A 20,421-nucleotide genomic window follows, 5' to 3' on the forward strand; every position below is an offset into this window, starting at 1 on the left:
GCGGCCCTTCGGCCCGGCTCCTGTCCGCGGCCCAGCGAGCCCTCGCCCCGCACGGGGCGGACACGGCCTGACGACCCGGGTCGCCCCACCCTCGCGCCGTCCGCCCTGCCCGTCCGCGGCGCGGTATGCGCACGTTTACCGGCCGTGCGGTCGGTCAGTCGGCACAGCAGTGGTCCCACGAAGGAATCCCAGTGCGGAATCCCAGCACGGAAACCCATCGCGGGCCCCGAGCGCGGGAACCACCGCGCACATGCCGATACGAGGAGGGCCGATGCCGGAGAAGAGGAACCCCGACACCCGCAGGACGCCGCCCCAGGTGGAGAGCGAGCTGTTCCCGCCCTACCCGGTGCAGCGCCAGGAGCGACCGGGGCTCGAGGCCGACATGCACCCGCTGCCCCGGTACCGGAGCCCCGAGTACCGGGCCGCGGACAAGCTGGCGGGCAAGGTGGCGCTGGTCACCGGCGGCGACTCCGGCATCGGACGCGCCGTGTCCGTCCTGTACGCGCGCGAGGGCGCGGACGTGGCGATCGTCTACCTGCCCGAGGAGGAGCGCGACGCGAAGCAGACGCAGCACGACGTCGAGGAGGAGGGCAGGCGCTGCCTCCTGCTGCCCGGCGATCTGTGCGACCCGTCCTTCTGCGCCCACGCCGTCGCGGAGACGGTGCGCGAGCTGGGCGGCCTGAACGTGCTGGTCAGCAACGCCGCCTACCTCACCAGCCAGAACGACCTCGAAGACCTGAAGGCCGAGGAGTTCGACCTGGCCTTCAAGACGAACACGTACGCGTACTTCCACCTCGTGATGGCGGCGCTTCCGCACCTCTCCGAGGGCGACGCGATCATCGGGACGATCTCCGAGGAGGCGCTCAAGGGCAGCGCCATCATGATGGGCTACGCGGCGTCCAAGGCGGCCATGCTCGTCTTCACCAAGTCGATCGCCCCGCACCTCGCCAAGAAGGGCATCCGCGCCAACGTCGTCGCCCCCGGCCCGACGTGGACACCTCTCAACATCGCGGGCCAGCGCTTCACCGACGAGTTCCTGGAGAACCTCGGCTCCGAGACACCTGTCGGGCGCGTCGCCCAGCCGGAGGAGATCGCCCCCGCGTACGTCTACCTCGCCTCCGACGCCGATTCGAGCTTCACCGTGGGCGAGATCGTGGCGGCGACCGGCGGCTACACCGGAACCCGCTGACGCCCCCGGAAGCGCCGGACGCGCCGGGCGTCCCCGGCGCCCGGCGGCGGCCGCTGCGTGGTGCACCGCGCCGGGGGTACCCGCCGTAGCCCGAGGCGGGAGGCCGCGATGGAGCGATGGGACGAAGTCGTCGTGATCACCGGCGCGTCGAGCGGCGTGGGCCGCGCGACGGCCGAAGCGCTGGCCCGCAAGGGCTGCACACTGCTGCTGGCCGCGCGGCGCGGGGACGAGCTGGTCGACGTGGCGCGACGCTGCCGCGAGAGCGGCGCGCGCGACGCGATCGCCGTCCCCACCGACGTGGCGGACACCGAGGCCGTCGAACGGCTCGCACGCCGGGCCGAGGAGGCGTTCGGGCGCATCGACGTGTGGGTCAACTGCGCGGCGGTGGCGGCGTTCGGGCCGCTCGCCGAGGTTCCGCCCGACATCTTCCGGCGCATCATCGAGACGAACGTGCTGGGGTGCGTGAACGGGGCACGCGCCGCGCTGCGGACCATGAGCCCGCGTGGCAGCGGAACGGTGATCAACTTCTCCTCGGCCGTCGCGCCCGCGCCCGTGCCGTACAACACGGCGTACGTCCTGTCCAAGGCCGCGATCCGCTCGTTCGGGGCCACGCTGCGCCAGGAGTTGCGCCTTGCGGGCCGCCGCGGCGTCCACGTGTGCACCGTCATCCCGGCCAGCCTGGACACACCGTTCTTCACCGTCGCAGGCAACTACTCGGGTCGCAAAGCCTTCCCCATCGCGCCGGTGTACACGGCCGAACGGGCCGCGCGCACCGTGCTGAGCCTGGTCCGCGGGCCGCGGCGCGAGGCCTTCGTCGGGCCGGCCGCCGGCGCACTCGACGTCCTGTCCCGGGTGAGCCCCGGCCTCCTGGAGCGGCTGCTCGGCCCCCTGACGGACCGCGCACAGCTCTCGCGCCGGGAGAGCGCGCCGCGTTCCGCGGGCAGCGTCCAGCACCCGTTTCCCGCGGACGCGGTGGACGCGGACGACAGCGGGCGCGGGGGAGCCGTCGACGGCGGCTGGCACGGCCGCCGCCGCACGGCGCTGCGCCGCGCCGCCGCCGGTACGTCGGTGACCGCGGCGGCCGTACTCGCGGCCTGGGGCGTCAGCTCGTCTCGCGGTGGACGAGGACGTGCGGGGCCGTGACCCGGCGGGCGGGCAGCGCGTCGAGGCGCCCGTAGAGGCGGTCGGCGATGAGCTGCAGACCGCGTTCGGCGAGGCCGTCCTTGTCGGGGGAGACGGTGGAGAGACTCGGCGTGCTGTAACGGCCGTCCTCGATGTCGTCGAAGCCGATGAGGGCGACGTCCTCCGGCACCCGCAGGCCGCCCTCGCGCGCCGCGCGCAGGGCGCCGAGAGCCAGTTCGTCGGTGAAGCAGAACACCGCGTCAGGGGGGTTCTCCAGACCCATCAGGCGCAGCATGGCGCGGTGGCCCTCCGGGCGGTGCAGCGACGTGACGGCGATTTCGTAGGCCGGGTCCTGTCGCATCCCGGCCTCCGTGAGGGCCTCGCGGTAGCCGCGCAGGCGCAGCGCGGCCGTCCCGTTGCGATGCGTGGGCTGCGGGCCGAGCGCCGCGGGGCGGCGCGCGCCGCGCGCGAGCAGGTGCCGGGTCGCCTCGCGTGCGGCGGCCACGTTGTCGACGGCCAGGTGGTCGGCGGTGCCGCACGGGTCGATCTCGCCGAGCACCACCACGGGAGTGCTGCCCGCGAGCTGCCCGATCTCCTCGGGCGCGAGTGACCAGGGGCTGATGATGAGGCCGTCGACGACATGGCCCTCGGCGCCCGACAGCAGGTACCTCTCGCGCTCCGCGCGGCCCGCGGTCTGGTCGATGAGCATGGTCCAGCCGCGCTCGTGGGCCTTCTCGATGAGCAGGCCGGCCAGCTCGCCGAAGTACGGCGAGCCCACCTCGGGGATCGCGAGGCCGATCTGCCCGGTGCGGCCCTGGCGCAGGTAGCGCGCGGCGAGGTTGGGGCGGTAGCCGGTCTCGCTGATCGCGGCGAGCACCCGCTCGCGCGTGGCCACGGCGACGGCCGAGGGGTTGTTGACCACGTTGGAGACCGTGCGGACGGAGACGCCGGCGAGCGCGGCCACGTCCTTCAGCTTCGAACCCACTCGGCTCCCCCTCGTTCCGCGGTGCTCCCGGTCCCGTCCTCTTCCCGCTTTGCCGTACGGGCCGCCGCGGAGGGCGCTCATTCTACGGTCCGTGAAAAAGGCCGCTCGACCCTATTGCCACGTTGCAATCAACGTTGCAATCCTAGCCCTGTCACCCGAGTCCTGAGGAGGAGCGCCATGACAGCCCCCACGTCCGACACGACCGACGTCACCCACGGGCCCGGCGGCGCGCGGGAACCCGAACCGGCGGAGATCGGCGACGCCTTCCGCGACCTCTACCGCGACGGCATCACCGCGCGCCGCGCCGCCTTCACGCCCGAGTTCGCCGACCGGATGCGCGAGGACATCGAGCGCGCCTTCGACGAGGCGCGCGCACGCCCCGGCGGCGCGGTGGGACGCGGCCCGAACCGCTACTACGTCGAGATCCACCCCGAGCAACTGCGCGGCTTCGTCGAACTGGTGGACCACCCGTGGGTGCGCTCCGTCTGCCAGGCCGTGCTCGGCCCCGGCTACCGCGTCGTGGAGTTGGGCTTCGACGTCCCGCTCGAAGGCGCCGTCAACCAGCCATGGCACCGCGACTTCCCGTCGCCCGCCGCCACGCGCGAGGACCGCCGCCTGACGTCACTCGCCTTCAACGCCACCGCCGTCGACACCGCCGAGGACATGGGCCCCTTCGAGATCGCCCCGGGCACCCAGTGGGAGGACGGCGAGGGGTTCGACCACGGGATGTTCCCCGCCAAGGACACCTACGCCTCCTACGAGGCCCGCGCGGTCCGCAAGTACCCGCGCCGGGGCGACCTCTCGGCCCGGTCCGCGCTGACGGTGCACCGCGGCACCACCAACCACTCGGCGCTCCCGCGCCCCGTCCTCGTCCTCGGGGTCGACGCGCCGGGCGCCGGCAACGACGCGCACCACGACATGGCGTGCAGCCGTGCGTACTGGCAGACGCTTCCCAAGCGGGTACGCGCCCACCTGACGTGCCGGGTCGTCGACGAGCTCGAGCCGGTGGCGCAGCAGCACACCATCGAGGGGCTGCTCATGGGAGACGCGTGAACGCCGCGCCCGCGTGAACGCCGTGCCCGCGCCCGCGGGCGCACCGGCCCGTCCGCCAGTCGCCGCCCCTCGCGTGTGACGCCCGTGACCCGCGGACATCCGGCACGTGTCCCTGGGTACCTGGGTTCCGGATCCGGACGGGAACAGGTGTCGAGAGGGAGCGTTGCGAGCGGTGGGCAACTGGTTGACGGCGGGATGGCGGCGCGCCGGGTGGGAGGCGGCCGCCGTCGGCCGCAGTGTGCGCAACGCGCTGCGCGAGTCCGGCCCTGAGCGGGACACGATGGTGCAGGCGCTCAAGGCGGCGGCCGCGGCGATACTGGCGTGGGCGATCGTCGGTGTCTGGATCAAGGGAGCCATGGCGCTGCTCGCCCCGTGGACCGCGCTGGCCATGGTCGACGTCACCGTCTACCGCACACTGCGCACGGGCCTGCAGCAGTCGGCGATCATCGTGGTGGGCGCCCTGTGGGCGTCGGTGGCGATGTACGTGACCGGCGGCTCGACACTGGTGGCGATGGCGATCGCCCTGCCCCTGCTGATGCTGGCGGGCACCTACCGCAGGCTCGGCGCGTACGGCATCTACGGCGCGACGACGGCGCTGTTCGTCATCACCTACGGGTCGTACAAGGTGCCGCAGATCGGTGACCGTCTGCTGGAGACGGCCGTCGGCGCGGCCATCGGGATCGCCGTCAACGTGCTGGTCCTGCCCCCGCTGCACCTCAGCGACGTCCGCGACAACCTGCGCGTGCTCGCCCGGGAGAGCGCCGACCTGCTCGGCGCGATCGCCGACGGGCTGCCCGAGGAGTGGGACGCGGCGACGGCGGAAGGGTGGCAGGACCGGGCTCGCAGGCTCGGCGGCACGGTGCGGGCCGTGGACGAGGCGCGGCGCTGGAGCGCGGAGAGCCGGCGGTTCAACCCCGGGCGCCGGTGGCGCCATCGGCGGCTGACACCGCCGCCCGGGGTCGAGACCGACCGGCACTGGGAGGCGGTCGTGGACCACCTCGGCAGCCTCACCCGCACACTGGCCGGTATCGCCTCGCGGTCTCCCGCGCTCACGTCGCCGGTGCACGGCTTCCTCGTCCAGTACGCCTCGCTGGCCGGCGCCATGGGGCGCTTGTGCGGGCACCAGGGGGACCTCCTCGTGCCGCGGCGCGGCGAGGACCACGAGGCAGACGACGCCGCGGCCGCCGACGCGTCCGCCGCCTGGGCCGCCTACGAGGACCTGATGCGCACGTTCCGCGACCAGCGGGACCCCGCCGCGATCGTCAGCGGCGGGGTCCTGGTGGAGACGCGGCAGCTCCTGGTGACACTCGCTCCCGAGCGCCGCGGCGACGGCATGTGAGCAAGCGCGGGGTGCCGCGCCGGATCAGACCGACGGCGGGAAGCGGTCCCAGACGCGGTGCGTACCGAGCAGCTCCTTGACCTGCTCCAGCGTCGACACACCGCTGTCGCCGCCGACCACGCCGGGCGCGTTCGCCAAGACACCGGCCGCGGGCAGGGCGTTCTCGCCGCCCGACCACACGCCGATCGCCTTGCCGTGGCGGAAGGCCTCCGACAGCAGCAGCACCACGCGGGGGTCCACCGGCTCGCCCGTGGGCTCTCCGGCCCTCGCGTCCCGCGCGCCCTGCGCGTCGGCGGCCGGACGGGGCGCCCCGGCCATCAGCACCGCGTCGAACTCGATGGACCGAGCGGTGGCGAACGTCCGCTGGACGGTGATCGGGTCACCCGACGGATCCAGCTTGCCGCCGGACGGCGCGACGATCAGCGGCACCATGTCCGCCTCGAGGACCGCCTGGCGCACGGCCCGCACGCCGTCGAGGTCGGACACCCCGTCGGTGACGATGGCGACGACACGGCCGTCCAGCGGCCACACCTTGCCCACCTGCGACAGCGCGGGGCTCGGCCGCGGGTCGGCGAGGGGCTCCTCCGGCGCGGGCGCGGACAGGCCGAGACCGGTGGCGACCTGCTCGCACAGCTGCGCGTCGATCCGCGCGAGCGACTTCAGGCCGCGCTCCTTGACGGCCTGTTCGTAGCACTTGCCCAGTTCGAAGGTGTACGCGGCGACGATGTGCTCGCGCTCCACCGGCGACATGCTGAGCCAGAACAGGCGCGCCTGGCTGAAGTGGTCGTCGAAGGAGGCGGCGGCGTCGCGCACCTTCCTGCTCTCGGGCACCTCGACGGGCACCTCGATGAACGCGGCCGTGTCCTCGCCCGCGAGGAACGGGCAGCCCGCGTCGAGCGAGTTGGGCCGGTACGGGGCCACACCGCGGTGCACGGCCGTCTGGTGCATGCCGTCGCGCAGCATGTCGTTGACCGGGGCGTGCGTGCGGTTGATCGGCAGCTGCGGGAAGTTGGGCCCGCCGAGCCGGGTGAGCTGGGTGTCGACGTAGGAGAACAGGCGCCCCTGCATCAGCGGGTCGTTGGTGACGTCCACACCGGGAACCATGTTGCCCACGTGGAAGGCGACCTGCTCCGTCTCCGCGAAGTAGTTCGACGGGTTGGCGTTGAGCGTCATCAGGCCGATGGTGCGCACGGGCGCGAGTTCCTCGGGAACGATCTTCGTCGGGTCGAGCAGGTCGATCCCCTCGAACATCTGCTCAGGGTTGTCGGGGAACGTCTGCACCCCGAGCTCCCACTGCGGGAAGGCGCCGGCCTCGATGGCGTCCGCCAGGTCGCGGCGGTGGAAGTCCGGGTCGAAGCCGCACGCCATCTGCGCCTCCTCCCACACCTGGGAGTGCACACCGAGCTTCGGCTTCCAGTGGAACTTGACCAGTGTGGAGGCGCCTTCGGCGTTGACGAGCCGGAAGGTGTGGACGCCGAACCCCTCCATCATGCGCAGGGAGCGGGGGATGCCGCGGTCCGACATGTTCCACAGCGTGTGGTGAGTGGCCTCCGTGTGCAGCGTCACGAAGTCCCAGAAGGTGTCGTGTGCGCTCTGCGCCTGCGGGATCTCCCTGTCGGGGTGCGGCTTGGCGGCGTGGACGATGTCGGGGAACTTGATCGCGTCCTGGATGAAGAACACCGGGATGTTGTTGCCGACGAGGTCGAAGACGCCCTCCTCGGTGTAGAACTTCGTCGCGAAGCCCCGGGTGTCGCGGACGGTGTCGGCGGAGCCGCGCGAGCCGAGGACGGTGGAGAACCGCACGAACACCGGGGTCTCCACGTCCTTGGCCAGGAAGGCGGCCTTGGAGATGTTCGACGCCGTGCCGTAGCCGCGGAAGACGCCGTGCGCGGCGGCCCCCCGCGCGTGCACGACGCGCTCCGGGATGCGCTCGTGGTCGAAGTGGGTGATCTTCTCGCGCAGGTGGTGGTCCTGCAGGAGGACCGGGCCGCGGGGGCCCGCCTTCAGCGAGTGGTCGCTGTCGTACAGGCGGGCTCCCTGCGCGGTCGTCAGGTACGGGCCGCTCTGCGCCATCCGCGCGGGGTTGTCGCCCGTGGCCTGGCCCGTGGGGCTGACCGTCTCGGGACCCGACTGGTCCGCCTTCGGCGGCAGCGGGTCCCGCGGGGTGGTGGGCTCCTCCACCGGCGGCGAGACGCTCGCCGGCTTGCCCGGCACACCGTCCTCGGGCCCGTCGTCTCCGAGTACTGCGCCTACGGCCTTCTCCGCGGCGGCCCTGATGGACGCCTTCTTCTCGCTCACACTTCGCTCCTGTTGGTTGGGCGCGGGGACGACACAACGACAAAACGTGATGAAGCCAGGCATACCAGCGGTCGCGTGGCCGGGCACTCGGCGTTGGGCCTCTTGCGCCACCCGGCGCCCCCGGCCGCGGCAACGCGCCCCCGGCGGCCGTCGGAACACCCGTTCGGCGCAACACTCCGCTGAAGCCGAAGGCGGCCGCGGCCGCGGGGCGGTGAACCCGGGCGCCGCCAAGCCGCACCTGCGTGCGGCCCGGGCGCCGGAGCGCTCACGCGTTGCCCGGCAGCGCACACGTCAAGCGCGCCGCCCGAGCGCCACCACTCGTGTCTCGTGCCACCGGCCGCGCTCGTGCGCCGCGCCCGTGCACCAGGCGTGCCGCCCCGCACGGTTCGCGGTGTCCTACACGTAATCCGAACTCGTCTTCTTGCCCTCGCGCTCGACTTCCGGGTCTTCCTTTTCGTGCATGCGTTCGCGGCGGGCGGTGAACGGCGCCTCCTCGGCCTCCTCCACGCGGCGGCCCTCCCGCTTGCTCTCCCTCTCCAGCTCCTCGGCCTTCTGCTCCGGATCCGGATCCTGGCTGTTGTCGTGGCTCGTCATGCGCGCTCTCTCCCCTCTGCCGGCTGCCCGGCACGGCTCACGAACGCCGGGTGCCCAGGAGGCGGCGCGTCATGTCCGCCGCGTCTCCCGCAGGGCGCGCGTGTCAGCGGAGATCTCGGGTAGTCGGACTGCCAGAGTGGGCTCACCCTGGGGGAGCGAGCACACACGCACAGGGAAGGAGCCGGGTATGCCACAGGGAGACGGAGCCGCCGTCGCCGTGAGAGACGAACCGGCCGCCCCCCGCCACTGACCGGGGGCCGGCCGGGCCTCGACCCCGTCACCCCCCGTGCATCACCACCCGCACCTTCCGAGCCGCTGAACCTTTCGAACCTTTCGAAACCTTCCGAACAACGCTTGCCAAAGCTTCCGAGACGACCCCTGAGAGCAGGGCGACCGGCCCGGTACCTCCGTCCCGTGTGCCTCACGAAGGCCCGGTGGAGCGGACCGCCCCTGCTGGGAAGGCACGCATGACTACGACCGAGGAACCCGCTCCCGCCACCACAGGTGCCGGGAGGCCGCTGCGACTGGACGCGACAGCCCTGGAGAGCGCGCTGCGCGCCGAGGTGGACGGCGAGGTGCGTTTCGACGCCGGGAGCCGCGGTGCCTACGTCACGGACGGCTCCAACTACCGGCAGGTGCCCATCGGCGTCGTCGTGCCGCGCACGATCGACGCGGGGGCGGCCGCGGTGGCCGTGTGCGCACGCTTCGGCGCGCCCGTGCTGTCACGCGGCGGCGGCACCAGCCTGGGCGGCCAGTGCACCAACACGGCCGTGGTCATCGACTGGACGAAGTACTGCGGCGGCGTCGTCTCCGTCGACCCCGAGCAGCGCACCTGCGTGGTCGAGCCTGGGATCGTGCTCGACGAGCTGAACCGGCAGCTCGCCGCGCACGGCCTGATGTACGGGCCGAAGCCCGCCACGCACAGCCACTGCACGCTCGGCGGCATGATCGGCAACAACTCGTGCGGCGCGTCCGCGCAGGCCTACGGCAAGACCGTGGACAACGTCCGCCGCCTCGAAGTCCTCACCTATGACGGCACCCGGATGTGGACGGGCGCCACGTCCCCCGAGGAGTACGAGAAGATCGTCGCGGCCGGCGGCCGCCGCGCCGAGCTCTATTCGGGCATGCGCTCGCTCGCGGACGAGTACCTCGGCGACATCCGCCGCGGCTACCCGAAGATCCCGCGCCGGGTCTCCGGATACAACCTGGACAGCCTGCTGCCGGAGAGCGACTTCCACGTCGCCCGCGCCCTCGTCGGCAGCGAGGGCACGCTCGTCACGGTCCTGCACGCCGAACTCGACCTGGTGCCCAAGCCCGCCGCGCAGGCGATCCTCGTCCTCGGCTACGACGACATCTGCTCCGCCGCCGACGACGTGCCGACGCTCCTCGAACACAGCGAGCCCGCCCAACTGGAGGCGCTCGACGACCGGATGGCGCAGCTGATGCGCGAGGAGGGCAGCCACGTCGAGTCGCTGAAGTCCTTCCCCGAGGGCGGCAGCTGGCTGCTCGTCCAGTTCGCGGGCGACAGCAAGGACGACGTCGACCGGCAGGCCCACGAACTGCTGCGCGCGCTGAAGCGCTCCACGGACGATCCGCGCGTCGCGCTGTCCGAGGACCCCGAGCGCGAGCAGCGCATGCTCAAGGCGCGCGAGGCCGGCCTCGGCGTCACCGCCCGCCCGCCGGACGACCGCGAGACGTGGGAGGGCTGGGAGGACTCCGCGGTGCCGCCGGAGCGGCTCGGCGACTACCTGCGCGACCTCAAGGCGCTGTTCGCCGAGTTCGACTACTACCACCCCTCCCTGTACGGGCACTTCGGTCAGGGCTGCGTGCACACCCGCATCCCGTTCGGGCTGCGCACCGCCGACGGCGTCGCCGCCTTCCGCGAGTTCCTGCACAGGGCCGCCGACCTGGTGGCGTCCTACGGCGGTTCGCTGTCCGGCGAGCACGGCGACGGGCAGGCGCGCGGCGAGCTGTTGCCGAAGATGTTCGGCGAGCGCCTCGTGGGCGCCTTCGGCGAACTCAAGGCGCTCTTCGACCCGGACGACCGCATGAACCCCGGGAAGATCGTCTCCCCGAACCCCGTCGACGGCCAGCTGCGGCTCGGCGCCGACTGGCGGCCGCGCCCCGACGCCGACACCCACTTCGGCTACCCGGAGGACGACCACTCCTTCAACCAGGCGGTGCTGCGCTGCGTCGGCATCGGCAACTGCCGCAGCCACGAGGGCGGCGTCATGTGCCCGTCCTACCGCGCGACGGGCGAGGAGGAGCACTCGACGCGCGGCCGCGCACGGCTGCTGTTCGAGATGATCGGCGGCCACGCGGACTCCCCGGTCACCGACGGCTGGCGCTCCACCGAGGTGCGCGACGCACTCGACCTGTGCCTCGCCTGCAAGGGGTGCAAGTCCGACTGCCCGACCGGCGTCGACATGGCCACCTACAAGGCGGAGTTCCTCTCCCACCACTACCAGGGGCGCCTGCGGCCCGCCGCGCACTACGCGCTCGGCTGGCTGCCGCTGTGGGCACGCGCCTCCCGCATCGCGCCGGGACTGGTCAACACCGTGCTGCGAGCGCCGGTCCTGTCCAAGCTGGGTAAGAAGCTCGCCGGCGTCGCCGACCGGGAAGCGCCGCTGTTCGCGGAGGAGTCCTTCGTGCAGTGGTGGCGCTCGCGCGGTACCCCCGACCCGCGCCCCGGCGACCCGCGTGCGGTCCTGCTGTGGCCCGACACCTTCACCACCTACTTCCACCCCTCCATCGCCAAGGCGGCCGTGCGCGTCATGGAGGACGCCGGGTTCCACGTGGCCGTGCCCACGGAGGCCGTCTGCTGCGGACTCACCTGGATCTCCACCGGCCAGCTCGACACCGCGAAGCGGGTACTGAGCCGTAGCATCCAGACGCTGCAGCCGTGGATCGAGGCCGGCACGCCGGTCGTCGGCCTCGAACCGTCGTGCACCGCCGTCTTCCGCGCCGACGCACCCGAACTCATGCCGGACGACGAGGACGTCAAGCGCCTCGCCAAGCAGTTCCTCACCTTCTCCGAACTGCTGCTGCGCCACGCCCCCGAGGACTGGCAGCCGCCCACACTCACCCGCGCCGCGACGGTGCAGACACACTGCCACCAGCACGCCATCACCAAGTTCGACGCGGACCGCGAGCTGATGCGCCGCGCCGGCATCGACGCCGACGTACTCGACGAGGGCTGCTGCGGGCTCGCCGGCAACTTCGGCTTCGAGGCAGGCCACCACGACGTGTCCATGCGGATCGCGGAACAGGGAGTGCTGCCCGCCGTCCGCGACGCGGCACCCGACGCGTTCGTGCTCGCCGACGGCTTCAGCTGCCGCACCCAGATCGAACAGGGCGGCGCCGGACGCGGAGTGCTGCACCTCGCAGAGGCGCTGGCCCTCGGACTCGACGGCTCCGTGCCCGAGGACCACCCGGAGAAGGCCGCCTCACGTCCCGAAGCCCCCAGCGAGGGGGCCGCCCGCCTGGTCACCGGCGCAGCCGCCGTGGCCGCCGCGGGCGCCGTGACCACCGCCGCGTACACCGCGCTGCGCAGGCTGCGCCGCTGACAAGCCGCACACGCGCGAGCGCGCGCCCACCGGCCACCACAACGAAGGGAAACGACCGTGTCCATGAAGGTCTCCGACTACGTTCTCCAGCGCCTGCGCGAATGGGACGTCGATCGCGTCTTCGCCTACGCGGGCGACGGGATCAACTCACTGCTCGCCGCCTGGGGACGTGCGGAGGACAAACCGCAGTTCATCCAGGCCAGGCACGAGGAGATGGCCGCGTTCGAAGCGGTCGGCTACGCCAAGTTCTCCGGCAGGGTCGGCGTCTGCGCGTCGACCTCGGGTCCTGGCGCCATCCACCTGCTGAACGGCCTGTACGACGCCAAGCTCGACCACGTGCCCGTGGTCGCCATCGTCGGCCAGACGAACCGCAGCGCCATGGGCGGCTCGTACCAGCAGGAGGTCGACCTGCTGAGCCTGTACAAGGACGTGGCCGCGGACTTCTGCGAAATGGTCACCGTGCCCGAGCAGTTGCCCAACGTCATCGACCGGGCGATGCGCACCGCCTACGCCAAGCGCACCGTCACCGCCATCATCATCCCGGCCGACGTGCAGGACCTCGACTACTCGCCGCCGACGCACGCCTTCAAGATGGTCCCCTCCAGCCTCGGCATGGGACGCTACGCGCCGGTCCCCGACGAGGCCGACCTGGGGCGCGCCGCGGACGTCATCAACGAGGGCGAGAAGGTGGCGATCCTCGTCGGTCAGGGCGCCAGGGGCGCACGCGCCGAGGTCGAGCAGCTCGCCGACCACCTCGGCGCCGGGGTCGCCAAGGCGCTGCTCGGCAAGGACGTACTCTCCGACGAACTGCCCTACGTGACGGGCGCGATCGGGCTCCTCGGCACACGCCCGTCCTACGAGCTGATGCAGGAGTGCGACACGCTCCTGATGATCGGCTCCAGCTTCCCCTACACGCAGTTCATGCCCGACCTCGACCAGGCCAGGGCCGTGCAGATCGACATCGACCCCTTCATGATCGGCCTGCGCTACCCCTTCGAGGTCAACCTCGTCGGCGACGCACGCACCACCCTGAACGCGCTCATGCCCATGCTGAAGCGCAAGAAGCACGGCGCATGGCGCAAGAAGATCGAGAAGGACACCGCCAGGTGGTGGGAGGTCATGCAGCGCAGGGCCGCCGTCGACGCCGAGCCGATCAACCCCGAGTACGCCATCCACGCGCTCGACGACCTGCTGCCGGACGACGTCATGATCTCCGCCGACTCGGGCTCCTCCGCCAACTGGTACGCCCGCCACCTGCGGATGCGCGGCTCCATGCGCGGCTCGCTGTCCGGCAACCTGGCCACCATGGGCCCCGGCGTGCCGTACGCGATCGGCGCGAAGTTCGCCCACCCCGACCGGCCCGCGATCGCGCTCGTCGGCGACGGCGCCATGCAGATGAACAACATGGCCGAGCTCATCACGGCGGCCAAGTTCTGGCCCGAGTGGCAGGACCCGCGCCTGATCGTGGCCGTCCTCAACAACCAGGACCTCAACCAGGTCACGTGGGAGATGCGCGCCATGGAGGGCGCCCCGCAGTTCCTGCCGTCGCAGGGCCTGCCTGACGTGCCCTACGCGGACTTCGCCCGCTCCATCGGCCTCGGCGGTGTGCGCGTCGAGAAGCCGGAGGATGTGGTCGGCGCCTGGCAGCGCGCGCTCGCCGCCGACCGGCCGTTCGTCATCGAGTTCCGCACCGACCCGAACGTTCCGCCGATCCCGCCGCACGCATCGCTCGACCAGATCGAGGCGGCCGCCTCGTCCGTGCTGCACGGCGACCCCGACCGCGTCGGCATGGTCAGGCAGGGCATCAAGTCCAAGATGCAGGAGATGCTGCCGGGCCACCGGCACCACGACGACCGGCCCGGGAGCGAGGGCTGACACGGATGACCACGAAGAAGCCCCAGGGCCAGCCCTACCGCCCCCGATCGCTGCGCGACTACGCGCTCCTCGCGGACGGCGAACGCGGCGCGCTCGTGGGGCCTGACGGCGAGTACGTATGGATGTGCGCGCCGCGCTGGGACTCGCCGGCGGTCTTCTCCGCGCTGATCGGCGGGGGCGGCGTGTACGCGCTCAACCCGAGCGTGCGCTACGTGTGGGGCGGCTACTACGAGGAGGGCTCGCTGATCTGGCGCAGCCGCTGGGTCACCCGCGAGAGCGGCGTCGTGGAGTGCCGCGAGGCGCTGGCCTTCCCCGGCGACCCGCACCGCACGGTCGTCCTGCGCCGCGTCCTGGCGCACGACGCGCCCGTGGAGCTGCGGGCCCTGCTCGACCCGGCGGGCGATTTCGGCGCCGACCCGGTGCGCGACCTCAAGCGCGACGAGGACGGCGTGTGGCACGCGCGTGTGGGCGACCTGTCGCTGCGCTGGTCGGGGGCGAGCCGTGCGCGCGTCCACGACCAGCGGCGGCTCCAGCTCGACTTCGAGGCGCGGCCCGGCACGCCCTTCGACCTCGTGCTGGAGATCTCGGACCGGCCGCTCGACGGGCCGCCCGTCGACCCCGACGAGGCGTGGCAGGCGACGGAGAACGCCTGGCGCGACGCGGTGCCCGAGTTCTCCGGCACGCTCGCGGTGCGCGACAGCCGGCAGGCCTACGCCGTCATGCGGGGCCTGACCGGCTCGGCCGGCGGGATGGTCGCCGCGGCCACCACCAGTCTGCCCGAGCGCGCCGAGGAGGGCCGCAACTACGACTACCGGTACGTCTGGATCCGCGACCAGTGCTACGCGGGCCAGGCGGTCGCCGCCGCAGGTCCTCACCCGCTGCTCGACGACGCCGTGCGGTTCATCTCCGCGCGGCTCCACGAGGACGGGCACGACCTGGCCCCCGCCTACACCGTCGACGGCCGGCCCATCCCCGACCAGCGCAAACTCGACCTGCCCGGCTACCCGGGCGGGTTCGACCTCGTCGGCAACCAGGTACGCCACCAGTTCCAGCTCGACGCGTTCGGCGAGTGCCTGCTCCTGCTGGCGGCCGCCGCCCGGCACGACCGGCTGGGGCCCGACGGCTGGCGCGCGGCGCAGACCGCGGCAGACGCCATCGCCCGGCGCAGGACGGAGCCGGACGCGGGCGTCTGGGAGCTCGACCCGCGGCGCTGGACGCACTCCAGGCTCATCTGCGCGGCCGGGCTGCGCTCCATGGCGCAGGCGGCGGCGCCGGCCTCCCTCGCGGGACGCTGGAACGCGCTCGCGGACGCCATCGTCGCCGAGGCCGACCGCGAGGGCCTGCACCCCACAGGGCGGTGGCAGCGCGCCTCCGACGACGACGGTCTCGACGCGGCGCTGCTGCTGCCCTCCCTGCGCGGCGCGATACCGGCCGACGACCCGCGCACCGTGGCGACGCTGGACGCGTACAAGGCCGAGCTGACCGACGACCACTTCGCCTACCGCTTCCGCCACGACGGACGGCCGCTGGCGCACGCCGAGGGCGCGTTCGTGATGTGCGGGTTCGCGGTCGCCATGGCCGAGCACCAGCAGGGGCGCACGGCGTCCGCATACCGCTGGTTCGAGCGCAATCGCGCCGCGTGCGGCCCAGCCGGGCTCTACTCCGAGGAGTACGACATCGCCCAGCGCGAGATGCGCGGCAACCTGCCCCAGGCGTTCGTCCACGCGCTGATGCTGGAGGCCTCCGTACGGCTCGCCGGGGCCTGAGCGCGCCAAAACACACCGACCACCCACCTACGAGAGGCGGACGCAAACATGCCCCAGACAGTCGTCATCACCGGCGCGAGCGGCGGGATCGGACGAGCCGCGGCCCGCGAGTTCGCCCGCAGGGGCGACCGCGTCGGCCTCGTGGCACGCGGCCGCACGGGCCTGGAGGCCGCGGCGCGCGAGGTGCGCGAACTCGGCGGCGAGGCACTGGTCGCCGAGGCGGACGTGTCGGACCACGAAGCCGTCCACACCGCGGCCGAGGAGGTCGAGCGTCACTTCGGACCCATCGACGTATGGGTCAACGTCGCCTTCACCTCCGTCTTCGCGCCGTTCACCGAGATCGGGGCCGACGAGTTCAGGCGGGTGACCGAGGTCAGCTACCTCGGCTTCGTCAACGGGACGCGTGAGGCGCTGGCGCGCATGATCCCGCGCGACCGCGGCACCATCGTGCAGGTCGGCTCCGCACTGGGCCAGCGCTCGATCCCGCTGCAGTCCGCGTACTGCGGCGCCAAGCACGCCGTGAACGGCTTCACCTCGTCGATCAGGACCGAGCTGATGCACGACGGCAGCAACGTGCACATCACCGTCGTCCAGATGCCCGCGGTCAACACCCCGCAGTTCTCCTGGGTGCTGTCGAGGCTGCCCAAGCACCCGCAGCCGGTCCCGCCGATCTACCAGCCGGAGGTCGCGGCACGCGCCGTGGTGCACGCCGCCCGGCGGCCGCGGCGCAAGCAGTACTACGTCGGCGCCTCCACCGTCGGCACGCTCCTCGCGGACAAGGTCGCCGCGGGCCTGCTCGACCGCTACCTGGCGCGCACGGGGTACGACTCGCAGCAGACCGAGACGGACGTCGACGACGACCGCCACGCCAACCTGTGGGCGCCCGCCGACGGCGACGGCAGCGAGGGCGGCGAGAAGGGCCGCGACTACGGCGCCCACGGCATCTTCGACGACTCGTCCCACGATCGGTCGGCGCAGGTGTGGCTCTCGCAGCACGCACGTCTCGCCTGGTCGGCCTCGGCGGCGCTCGCCGCCGCCGGGGCAGCCGCCGCGGTGTGGGCGGCCCGCCGCACCACCTGACGCGGCAAGCACCCTCGGCCCGCCGGGCCCCGCGTTCCGTGCGGGGCCCGGCGGGCTCAGGTCACCGGCCGCTCGGGCGCAGGCCCGCCCCGGAGCCGTTGCCGCGGCCCGACGGGGCCAGCGCGCGCACGAGGAGGCCGAGCAGCGTCGCGTTGACGACCGCGGCGACCGCCATCCCGGCGAGCAGGCCCCAGCCGTCAAGACCCGGCACGGCGAGCAGCAGCAGGCTGGTCGGCGCGGTCAGGAAGAACGGCCACACGCCCGCCATGGACGCGTCGGCGTGGGGCACGAACAGTGTGTCGATCGCGACCCACACCAGCACCGCGGCCATCACGATCAGGTAGCAGCGCGAGAACCAGTTGTCCACGGCGGCGGCCAGCGGCCGGTCGTAACGCTTGTCGGCGCGCATCATGTCTCTCCACTCTTCACGGTCGGGCCCCCGCCGGAAGCGGGGGCACGTCCCATGCTCCGCCGCGCGACCCGGCCGCACATGAGTACCGGAACTCAGACCCCCTCCGTGTGGACACTCACCGCCGCCGTGGCGCGGCGCGCCGGCCACACGCGCAGGACGGCCGGGGAGCCGTCCGGCGCCGCATCCTCGTCGAGGCAGCGGCCGTCGCGCAGGTCGAAGACGTGCTTGTACATGGGCGAGGCCAGCGTCGGCACCGGCCCCCGGCTGCCCAGCAGCCCCCGGGACATCACCTGGGCGCCGCTGAACGGGTCGCGGTTCGCCACCGCGTACACGGTGCCCGACCGGTCGCGGAAGACGGCGACCTGCTCGGTGCCGAGCAGCACGGCCGCCCCGCGCCCGGGGACGAGGTCCGCGAGTTCGCACACGCGGTGCCACCGCCGGCCGTCATGGATCTCCACCTGCTCCAGGGCCGCCCGCGGCCCCCGGCTCGTCGTCGTCATCGTCATGCGGTGCGCACCTCCACCCGGTCCCCGCCGATCAGCACCGGCCGCGGCAGCGGCGTGCCGTGCTCGCCCGCGCGCGCCGGGCGGATCTGCCCGCGCTCGGTCACGAACGTGACCGCCGGGTCCGGGGTGCCCGGCGCGTTCACGAAGGACGTGAACCGGCGCAGCCGGTCCGGGTCGGCGAGGGTGGCCGCCCACTCGTCCTCATAGGCGCCCACATGGCGGGCCATCAGCTCCTCCAGGTCCGCGCAGATGCCGAGCGAGTCGTCCACGACGACGGCGCGCACGTGGCCGAGGCCGCCCTCGATGCGTTCGAGCCAGGTGGAGGTTCGCTCCAGGCGGTCGGCGGTGCGGATGTAGAACATCAGGAACCGGTCGATGATCCGCACCAGTGTGTCGTGGTCGAGGTCCTGCGCGAGCAGGTCGGCGTGGCGCGGTGCCATGCCGCCGTTGCCGCCGACGTACAGGTTCCAGCCGGACGACGTGGCGATCACGCCGAAGTCCTTGCCCTGCGCCTCGGCGCACTCGCGTGCGCAGCCGGAGACCGCCGACTTGAGCTTGTGCGGTGAGCGCAGGCCCCGGTAGCGCAGCTCCAGCTCGATGGCGAGCGCCGCCGAGTCCTGCACGCCGTAACGGCACCAGGCCTGCCCCACGCACGACTTCACCGTGCGCAGGGCCTTGCCGTACGCGTGCCCCGACTCGAAGCCGGCGTCCACGAGCCGCCGCCAGATCGCCGGGAGCTGGTCGACGGCCGCCCCGAACATGTCGATCCGCTGGCCTCCGGTGATCTTCGTGTACAGGCCGAAGTCGCGGGCGATCTCGCCGATCGTGATGAGGCCCTCGGGGGTGATCTCCCCGCCGGGCACGCGCGGCACGACCGAGTACGAGCCGTTGCGCTGGAGGTTGGCGAGGAAGTGGTCGTTGGTGTCCTGCAGGGCCGCCTGCTCGCCGTCGAGGATGTGGCCGCCCGCGAGCGACGCCAGGATGGAGGCGACCACCGGCTTGCACACGTCGCACCCCTCGCCCGTGCCGTGCTCCTCGACGAGGCGGGAGAACGTGGCGACGCCCTTCACGCGGACGATGTCGTACAGCTCGGCGCGGGTGTGCGCGAAGTGCTCGCACAGCCGGTCGTCGACACTCACGCCCCGCGAGGCCAGCTCCCCGTCGACGACGGTGCCGAGCACCTTGACGCAGGATCCGCAGCCGGTGCCCGCCTTCGTGCACTTCTTGACCTCGGGGACGCTCGTGCACCCGTCGTCGGCGACGGCGGCCCTGATCCTGCCCGTGGTGACGTTGTGGCATGAGCAGACGACGGCATCGTCCGGCAGCTCCACAGGACCGGAGGCCGGGGCGAGCCCGGCGGGCAGCACCAGCTGCCCGGGGGCCGTGTCCAGGGGCCGCCCGGCGGCCGCCAGCGGGCGCAGCACACCGTAGGAACCGGTGTCGCCGACGAGCACACCGCCGAGGAGTGCCCCGTCGCCGCCGATGACGAGCTTGCGGTAGACGCCTGAACGGCCGTCGCTGTACAGGACGTCGCGTGCCCCCTCGGTGGCGCCGTGGGCGTCGCCGAAGCTCGCGACGTCCACACCGAGCAGCTTGAGTTCGGTCGACGTGTCGGCGCCGGTGAACGGGGCGGGCTCGCCGCCCGCGACGGCCCGGGCCGCCGTCTCGGCCATCGCGTAGCCGGGCGCCACGAGGCCGTGGACGCGGCCGTCCGACGTGAGGGCGCATTCGCCGATCGCGTGGACGCGCGGATCCCGCGTGCGGCACTCGCCGTCGACGACGATCCCGCCGCGCTGCCCGACCGGCAGCCCGCACTCGCGCGCCAGCTGGTCGCGTGGGCGCACACCCGCCGAGAACACCACGAGGTCCGCGGCGAGTTCGCCGCCGTCGGACAGGGCCATCGCGCGGACCCGGCCGGCGTCGTCGGCCAGCACGGCCCGCGTGCCGACGCCGGTGTGCACGCGCACACCGAGGTCCTCGACCTTGCGGCGCAGCAGGTCGCCGCCGCCCTCGTCGACCTGGAGCGCCATCAGGCGTGGCGCGAACTCCACGACGTGCGTCTCGAGCCCCATCGCGCGCAGCGCGCCCGCCGCTTCGAGCCCGAGCAGCCCGCCGCCGACCACCGCGCCGACCCTCGCGCCCGATGCGTCGGCGCGGATGGCCGCCACGTCGTCAAGGGTCCGGTAGACGTGGCAGCCCGCCGCGTCCGTGCCCGGCACGGGCGGCACGAACGGATACGAGCCGGTGGCCAGCACGAGCGTGTCGTAGCCGAAGGCCGCACCGCTCGCGGTGGTCACCGTGCGCGCCGCGCGGTCGATGGCGGTGGCCGGGTCGCCGAGTCGCAGGTCGATGCCGTGCTCCGCGACGAACCCGGGCGGGCACAGCTTCAGTTCGTCCGCGCTCGTACCGGAGAACCAGGACGTCAGGTGCACCCGGTCGTAGGCGGGGCGCGGTTCCTCGGCGAGCACGGTGATCCTCAGGCCGGCCGCGCCGGGCAGCGCGACGAGGGTTTCGAGGAAGCGCTGGCCGACCATGCCGTGCCCGATCAGGACGACGTGCCGGCGGCCGGTGTGACGAGGCGCGGGGGGCGCCGTGGGTCGGGTCATCGTGGGCTCCGTGGGTGAGAGTCGGCCGGT

14 protein-coding genes are annotated in these 20,421 nt (G+C 73.0%); 8 read left to right on the forward strand and 6 right to left on the reverse strand.

Annotated elements, in window-relative coordinates:
* Positions 1 to 271 precede the first annotated feature (271 nt).
* Together JFN87_RS20490 and JFN87_RS20495 are read left to right on the forward strand one after the other, a co-directional pair.
* Positions 272 to 1,189, forward strand: a complete 918-nt coding sequence (locus tag JFN87_RS20490) for an SDR family oxidoreductase (protein WP_209342015.1) — start codon at positions 272 to 274, stop codon at positions 1,187 to 1,189.
* A 108-nt stretch (positions 1,190 to 1,297) separates the two neighbouring features.
* Positions 1,298 to 2,332, forward strand: a complete 1,035-nt coding sequence (locus tag JFN87_RS20495) for an SDR family oxidoreductase (RefSeq protein WP_209342017.1) — start codon at positions 1,298 to 1,300, stop codon at positions 2,330 to 2,332.
* Here JFN87_RS20495 and JFN87_RS20500 read toward each other — a convergent pair.
* Positions 2,292 to 3,296 carry a LacI family DNA-binding transcriptional regulator gene (locus tag JFN87_RS20500; protein ID WP_209342019.1) on the reverse strand — a complete coding sequence of 335 codons (1,005 nt, stop codon included), beginning with the start codon at positions 3,294 to 3,296 and terminating at the stop codon, positions 2,292 to 2,294. The two genes, JFN87_RS20495 and JFN87_RS20500, sit on opposite strands and share 41 nt — an antisense overlap.
* A gap of 177 nt (positions 3,297 to 3,473) precedes the next feature.
* Here JFN87_RS20500 and JFN87_RS20505 point away from each other — a divergent pair, with 177 nt between their 5' ends.
* Positions 3,474 to 4,349, forward strand: coding sequence for a phytanoyl-CoA dioxygenase family protein (locus JFN87_RS20505; RefSeq protein ID WP_209342020.1), 876 nt, complete (start codon positions 3,474 to 3,476; stop codon positions 4,347 to 4,349).
* Positions 4,350 to 4,521: 172 nt separating this feature from the next.
* Positions 4,522 to 5,688: an FUSC family protein gene (locus JFN87_RS20510; RefSeq protein ID WP_307865527.1), complete on the forward strand. Its 1,167-nt coding sequence runs from the start codon at positions 4,522 to 4,524 to the stop codon at positions 5,686 to 5,688.
* A gap of 24 nt (positions 5,689 to 5,712) precedes the next feature.
* On the opposite strand, the gene JFN87_RS20515 is transcribed toward JFN87_RS20510, so the two are convergent.
* Positions 5,713 to 7,986, reverse strand: coding sequence for a catalase (locus JFN87_RS20515; RefSeq protein ID WP_307865528.1), 2,274 nt, complete (start codon positions 7,984 to 7,986; stop codon positions 5,713 to 5,715).
* A 396-nt stretch (positions 7,987 to 8,382) separates the two neighbouring features.
* On the reverse strand, positions 8,383 to 8,580 hold the full coding sequence (locus JFN87_RS20520; protein WP_209342022.1) for a hypothetical protein: 198 nt from the start codon (positions 8,578 to 8,580) through the stop codon (positions 8,383 to 8,385).
* Positions 8,581 to 9,047: 467 nt separating this feature from the next.
* Between JFN87_RS20520 and JFN87_RS20525 the strand changes: the two genes are divergently transcribed.
* The 4 genes from JFN87_RS20525 to JFN87_RS20540 all read left to right on the forward strand — a co-directional run bounded on the left by JFN87_RS20525 (position 9,048) and on the right by JFN87_RS20540 (position 16,867).
* Positions 9,048 to 12,146, forward strand: coding sequence for an FAD-binding and (Fe-S)-binding domain-containing protein (locus tag JFN87_RS20525; RefSeq protein ID WP_209342023.1), 3,099 nt, complete (start codon positions 9,048 to 9,050; stop codon positions 12,144 to 12,146).
* Between the two features lie 63 nt (positions 12,147 to 12,209).
* Positions 12,210 to 14,021 (forward strand): thiamine pyrophosphate-requiring protein, encoded by a 1,812-nt coding sequence (locus tag JFN87_RS20530; RefSeq protein ID WP_209342046.1) that lies wholly within the window; start codon positions 12,210 to 12,212, stop codon positions 14,019 to 14,021.
* 5 nt (positions 14,022 to 14,026) lie between these two features.
* Entirely contained in the window at positions 14,027 to 15,787 is a 1,761-nt protein-coding gene (locus JFN87_RS20535; RefSeq protein ID WP_209342024.1) for a glycoside hydrolase family 15 protein, read from the forward strand.
* A 48-nt stretch (positions 15,788 to 15,835) separates the two neighbouring features.
* Entirely contained in the window at positions 15,836 to 16,867 is a 1,032-nt protein-coding gene (locus tag JFN87_RS20540; protein ID WP_209342025.1) for an SDR family oxidoreductase, read from the forward strand.
* Positions 16,868 to 16,928: 61 nt separating this feature from the next.
* Here the strand turns inward: JFN87_RS20540 and JFN87_RS20545 are convergent, their stop codons facing one another.
* The 3 genes from JFN87_RS20545 to nirB form a co-directional block, all read right to left on the reverse strand.
* A complete protein-coding gene (locus tag JFN87_RS20545) occupies positions 16,929 to 17,276 on the reverse strand; it encodes an SCO4225 family membrane protein (protein ID WP_209342028.1) in 348 nt (115 codons plus the stop codon).
* Positions 17,277 to 17,371: 95 nt separating this feature from the next.
* Positions 17,372 to 17,785, reverse strand: coding sequence for a nitrite reductase small subunit NirD (gene nirD, locus JFN87_RS20550; RefSeq protein WP_372449262.1), 414 nt, complete (start codon positions 17,783 to 17,785; stop codon positions 17,372 to 17,374).
* On the reverse strand, positions 17,782 to 20,391 hold the full coding sequence (gene nirB, locus JFN87_RS20555; protein WP_209342030.1) for a nitrite reductase large subunit NirB: 2,610 nt from the start codon (positions 20,389 to 20,391) through the stop codon (positions 17,782 to 17,784). The genes nirD and nirB overlap by 4 nt, the downstream gene beginning before the upstream one ends.
* Positions 20,392 to 20,421 lie beyond the last annotated feature (30 nt).

It is taken from the genome of Streptomyces montanisoli (genome assembly GCF_017813245.1).
Lineage (GTDB): Bacteria > Actinomycetota > Actinomycetes > Streptomycetales > Streptomycetaceae > Streptomyces > Streptomyces montanisoli.

Excerpts from the sequence above, each read along its gene's own strand:
- JFN87_RS20490 (WP_209342015.1), top strand. The coding sequence starts at position 272 with ATGCCGGAGAAGAGGAACCCCGACACCCGCAGGACGCCGCCCCAGGTG.
- JFN87_RS20495 (WP_209342017.1), top strand. The coding sequence starts at position 1,298 with ATGGAGCGATGGGACGAAGTCGTCGTGATCACCGGCGCGTCGAGCGGC.
- JFN87_RS20505 (WP_209342020.1), top strand. The coding sequence starts at position 3,474 with ATGACAGCCCCCACGTCCGACACGACCGACGTCACCCACGGGCCCGGC.
- JFN87_RS20520 (WP_209342022.1), bottom strand. The coding sequence starts at position 8,580 with ATGACGAGCCACGACAACAGCCAGGATCCGGATCCGGAGCAGAAGGCC.
- JFN87_RS20525 (WP_209342023.1), top strand. The coding sequence starts at position 9,048 with ATGACTACGACCGAGGAACCCGCTCCCGCCACCACAGGTGCCGGGAGG.
- JFN87_RS20530 (WP_209342046.1), top strand. The coding sequence starts at position 12,210 with ATGAAGGTCTCCGACTACGTTCTCCAGCGCCTGCGCGAATGGGACGTC.
- JFN87_RS20535 (WP_209342024.1), top strand. The coding sequence starts at position 14,027 with ATGACCACGAAGAAGCCCCAGGGCCAGCCCTACCGCCCCCGATCGCTG.
- JFN87_RS20540 (WP_209342025.1), top strand. The coding sequence starts at position 15,836 with ATGCCCCAGACAGTCGTCATCACCGGCGCGAGCGGCGGGATCGGACGA.
- JFN87_RS20545 (WP_209342028.1), bottom strand. The coding sequence starts at position 17,276 with ATGCGCGCCGACAAGCGTTACGACCGGCCGCTGGCCGCCGCCGTGGAC.
- nirD (WP_372449262.1), bottom strand. The coding sequence starts at position 17,785 with ATGACGATGACGACGACGAGCCGGGGGCCGCGGGCGGCCCTGGAGCAG.
- nirB (WP_209342030.1), bottom strand. The coding sequence starts at position 20,391 with ATGACCCGACCCACGGCGCCCCCCGCGCCTCGTCACACCGGCCGCCGG.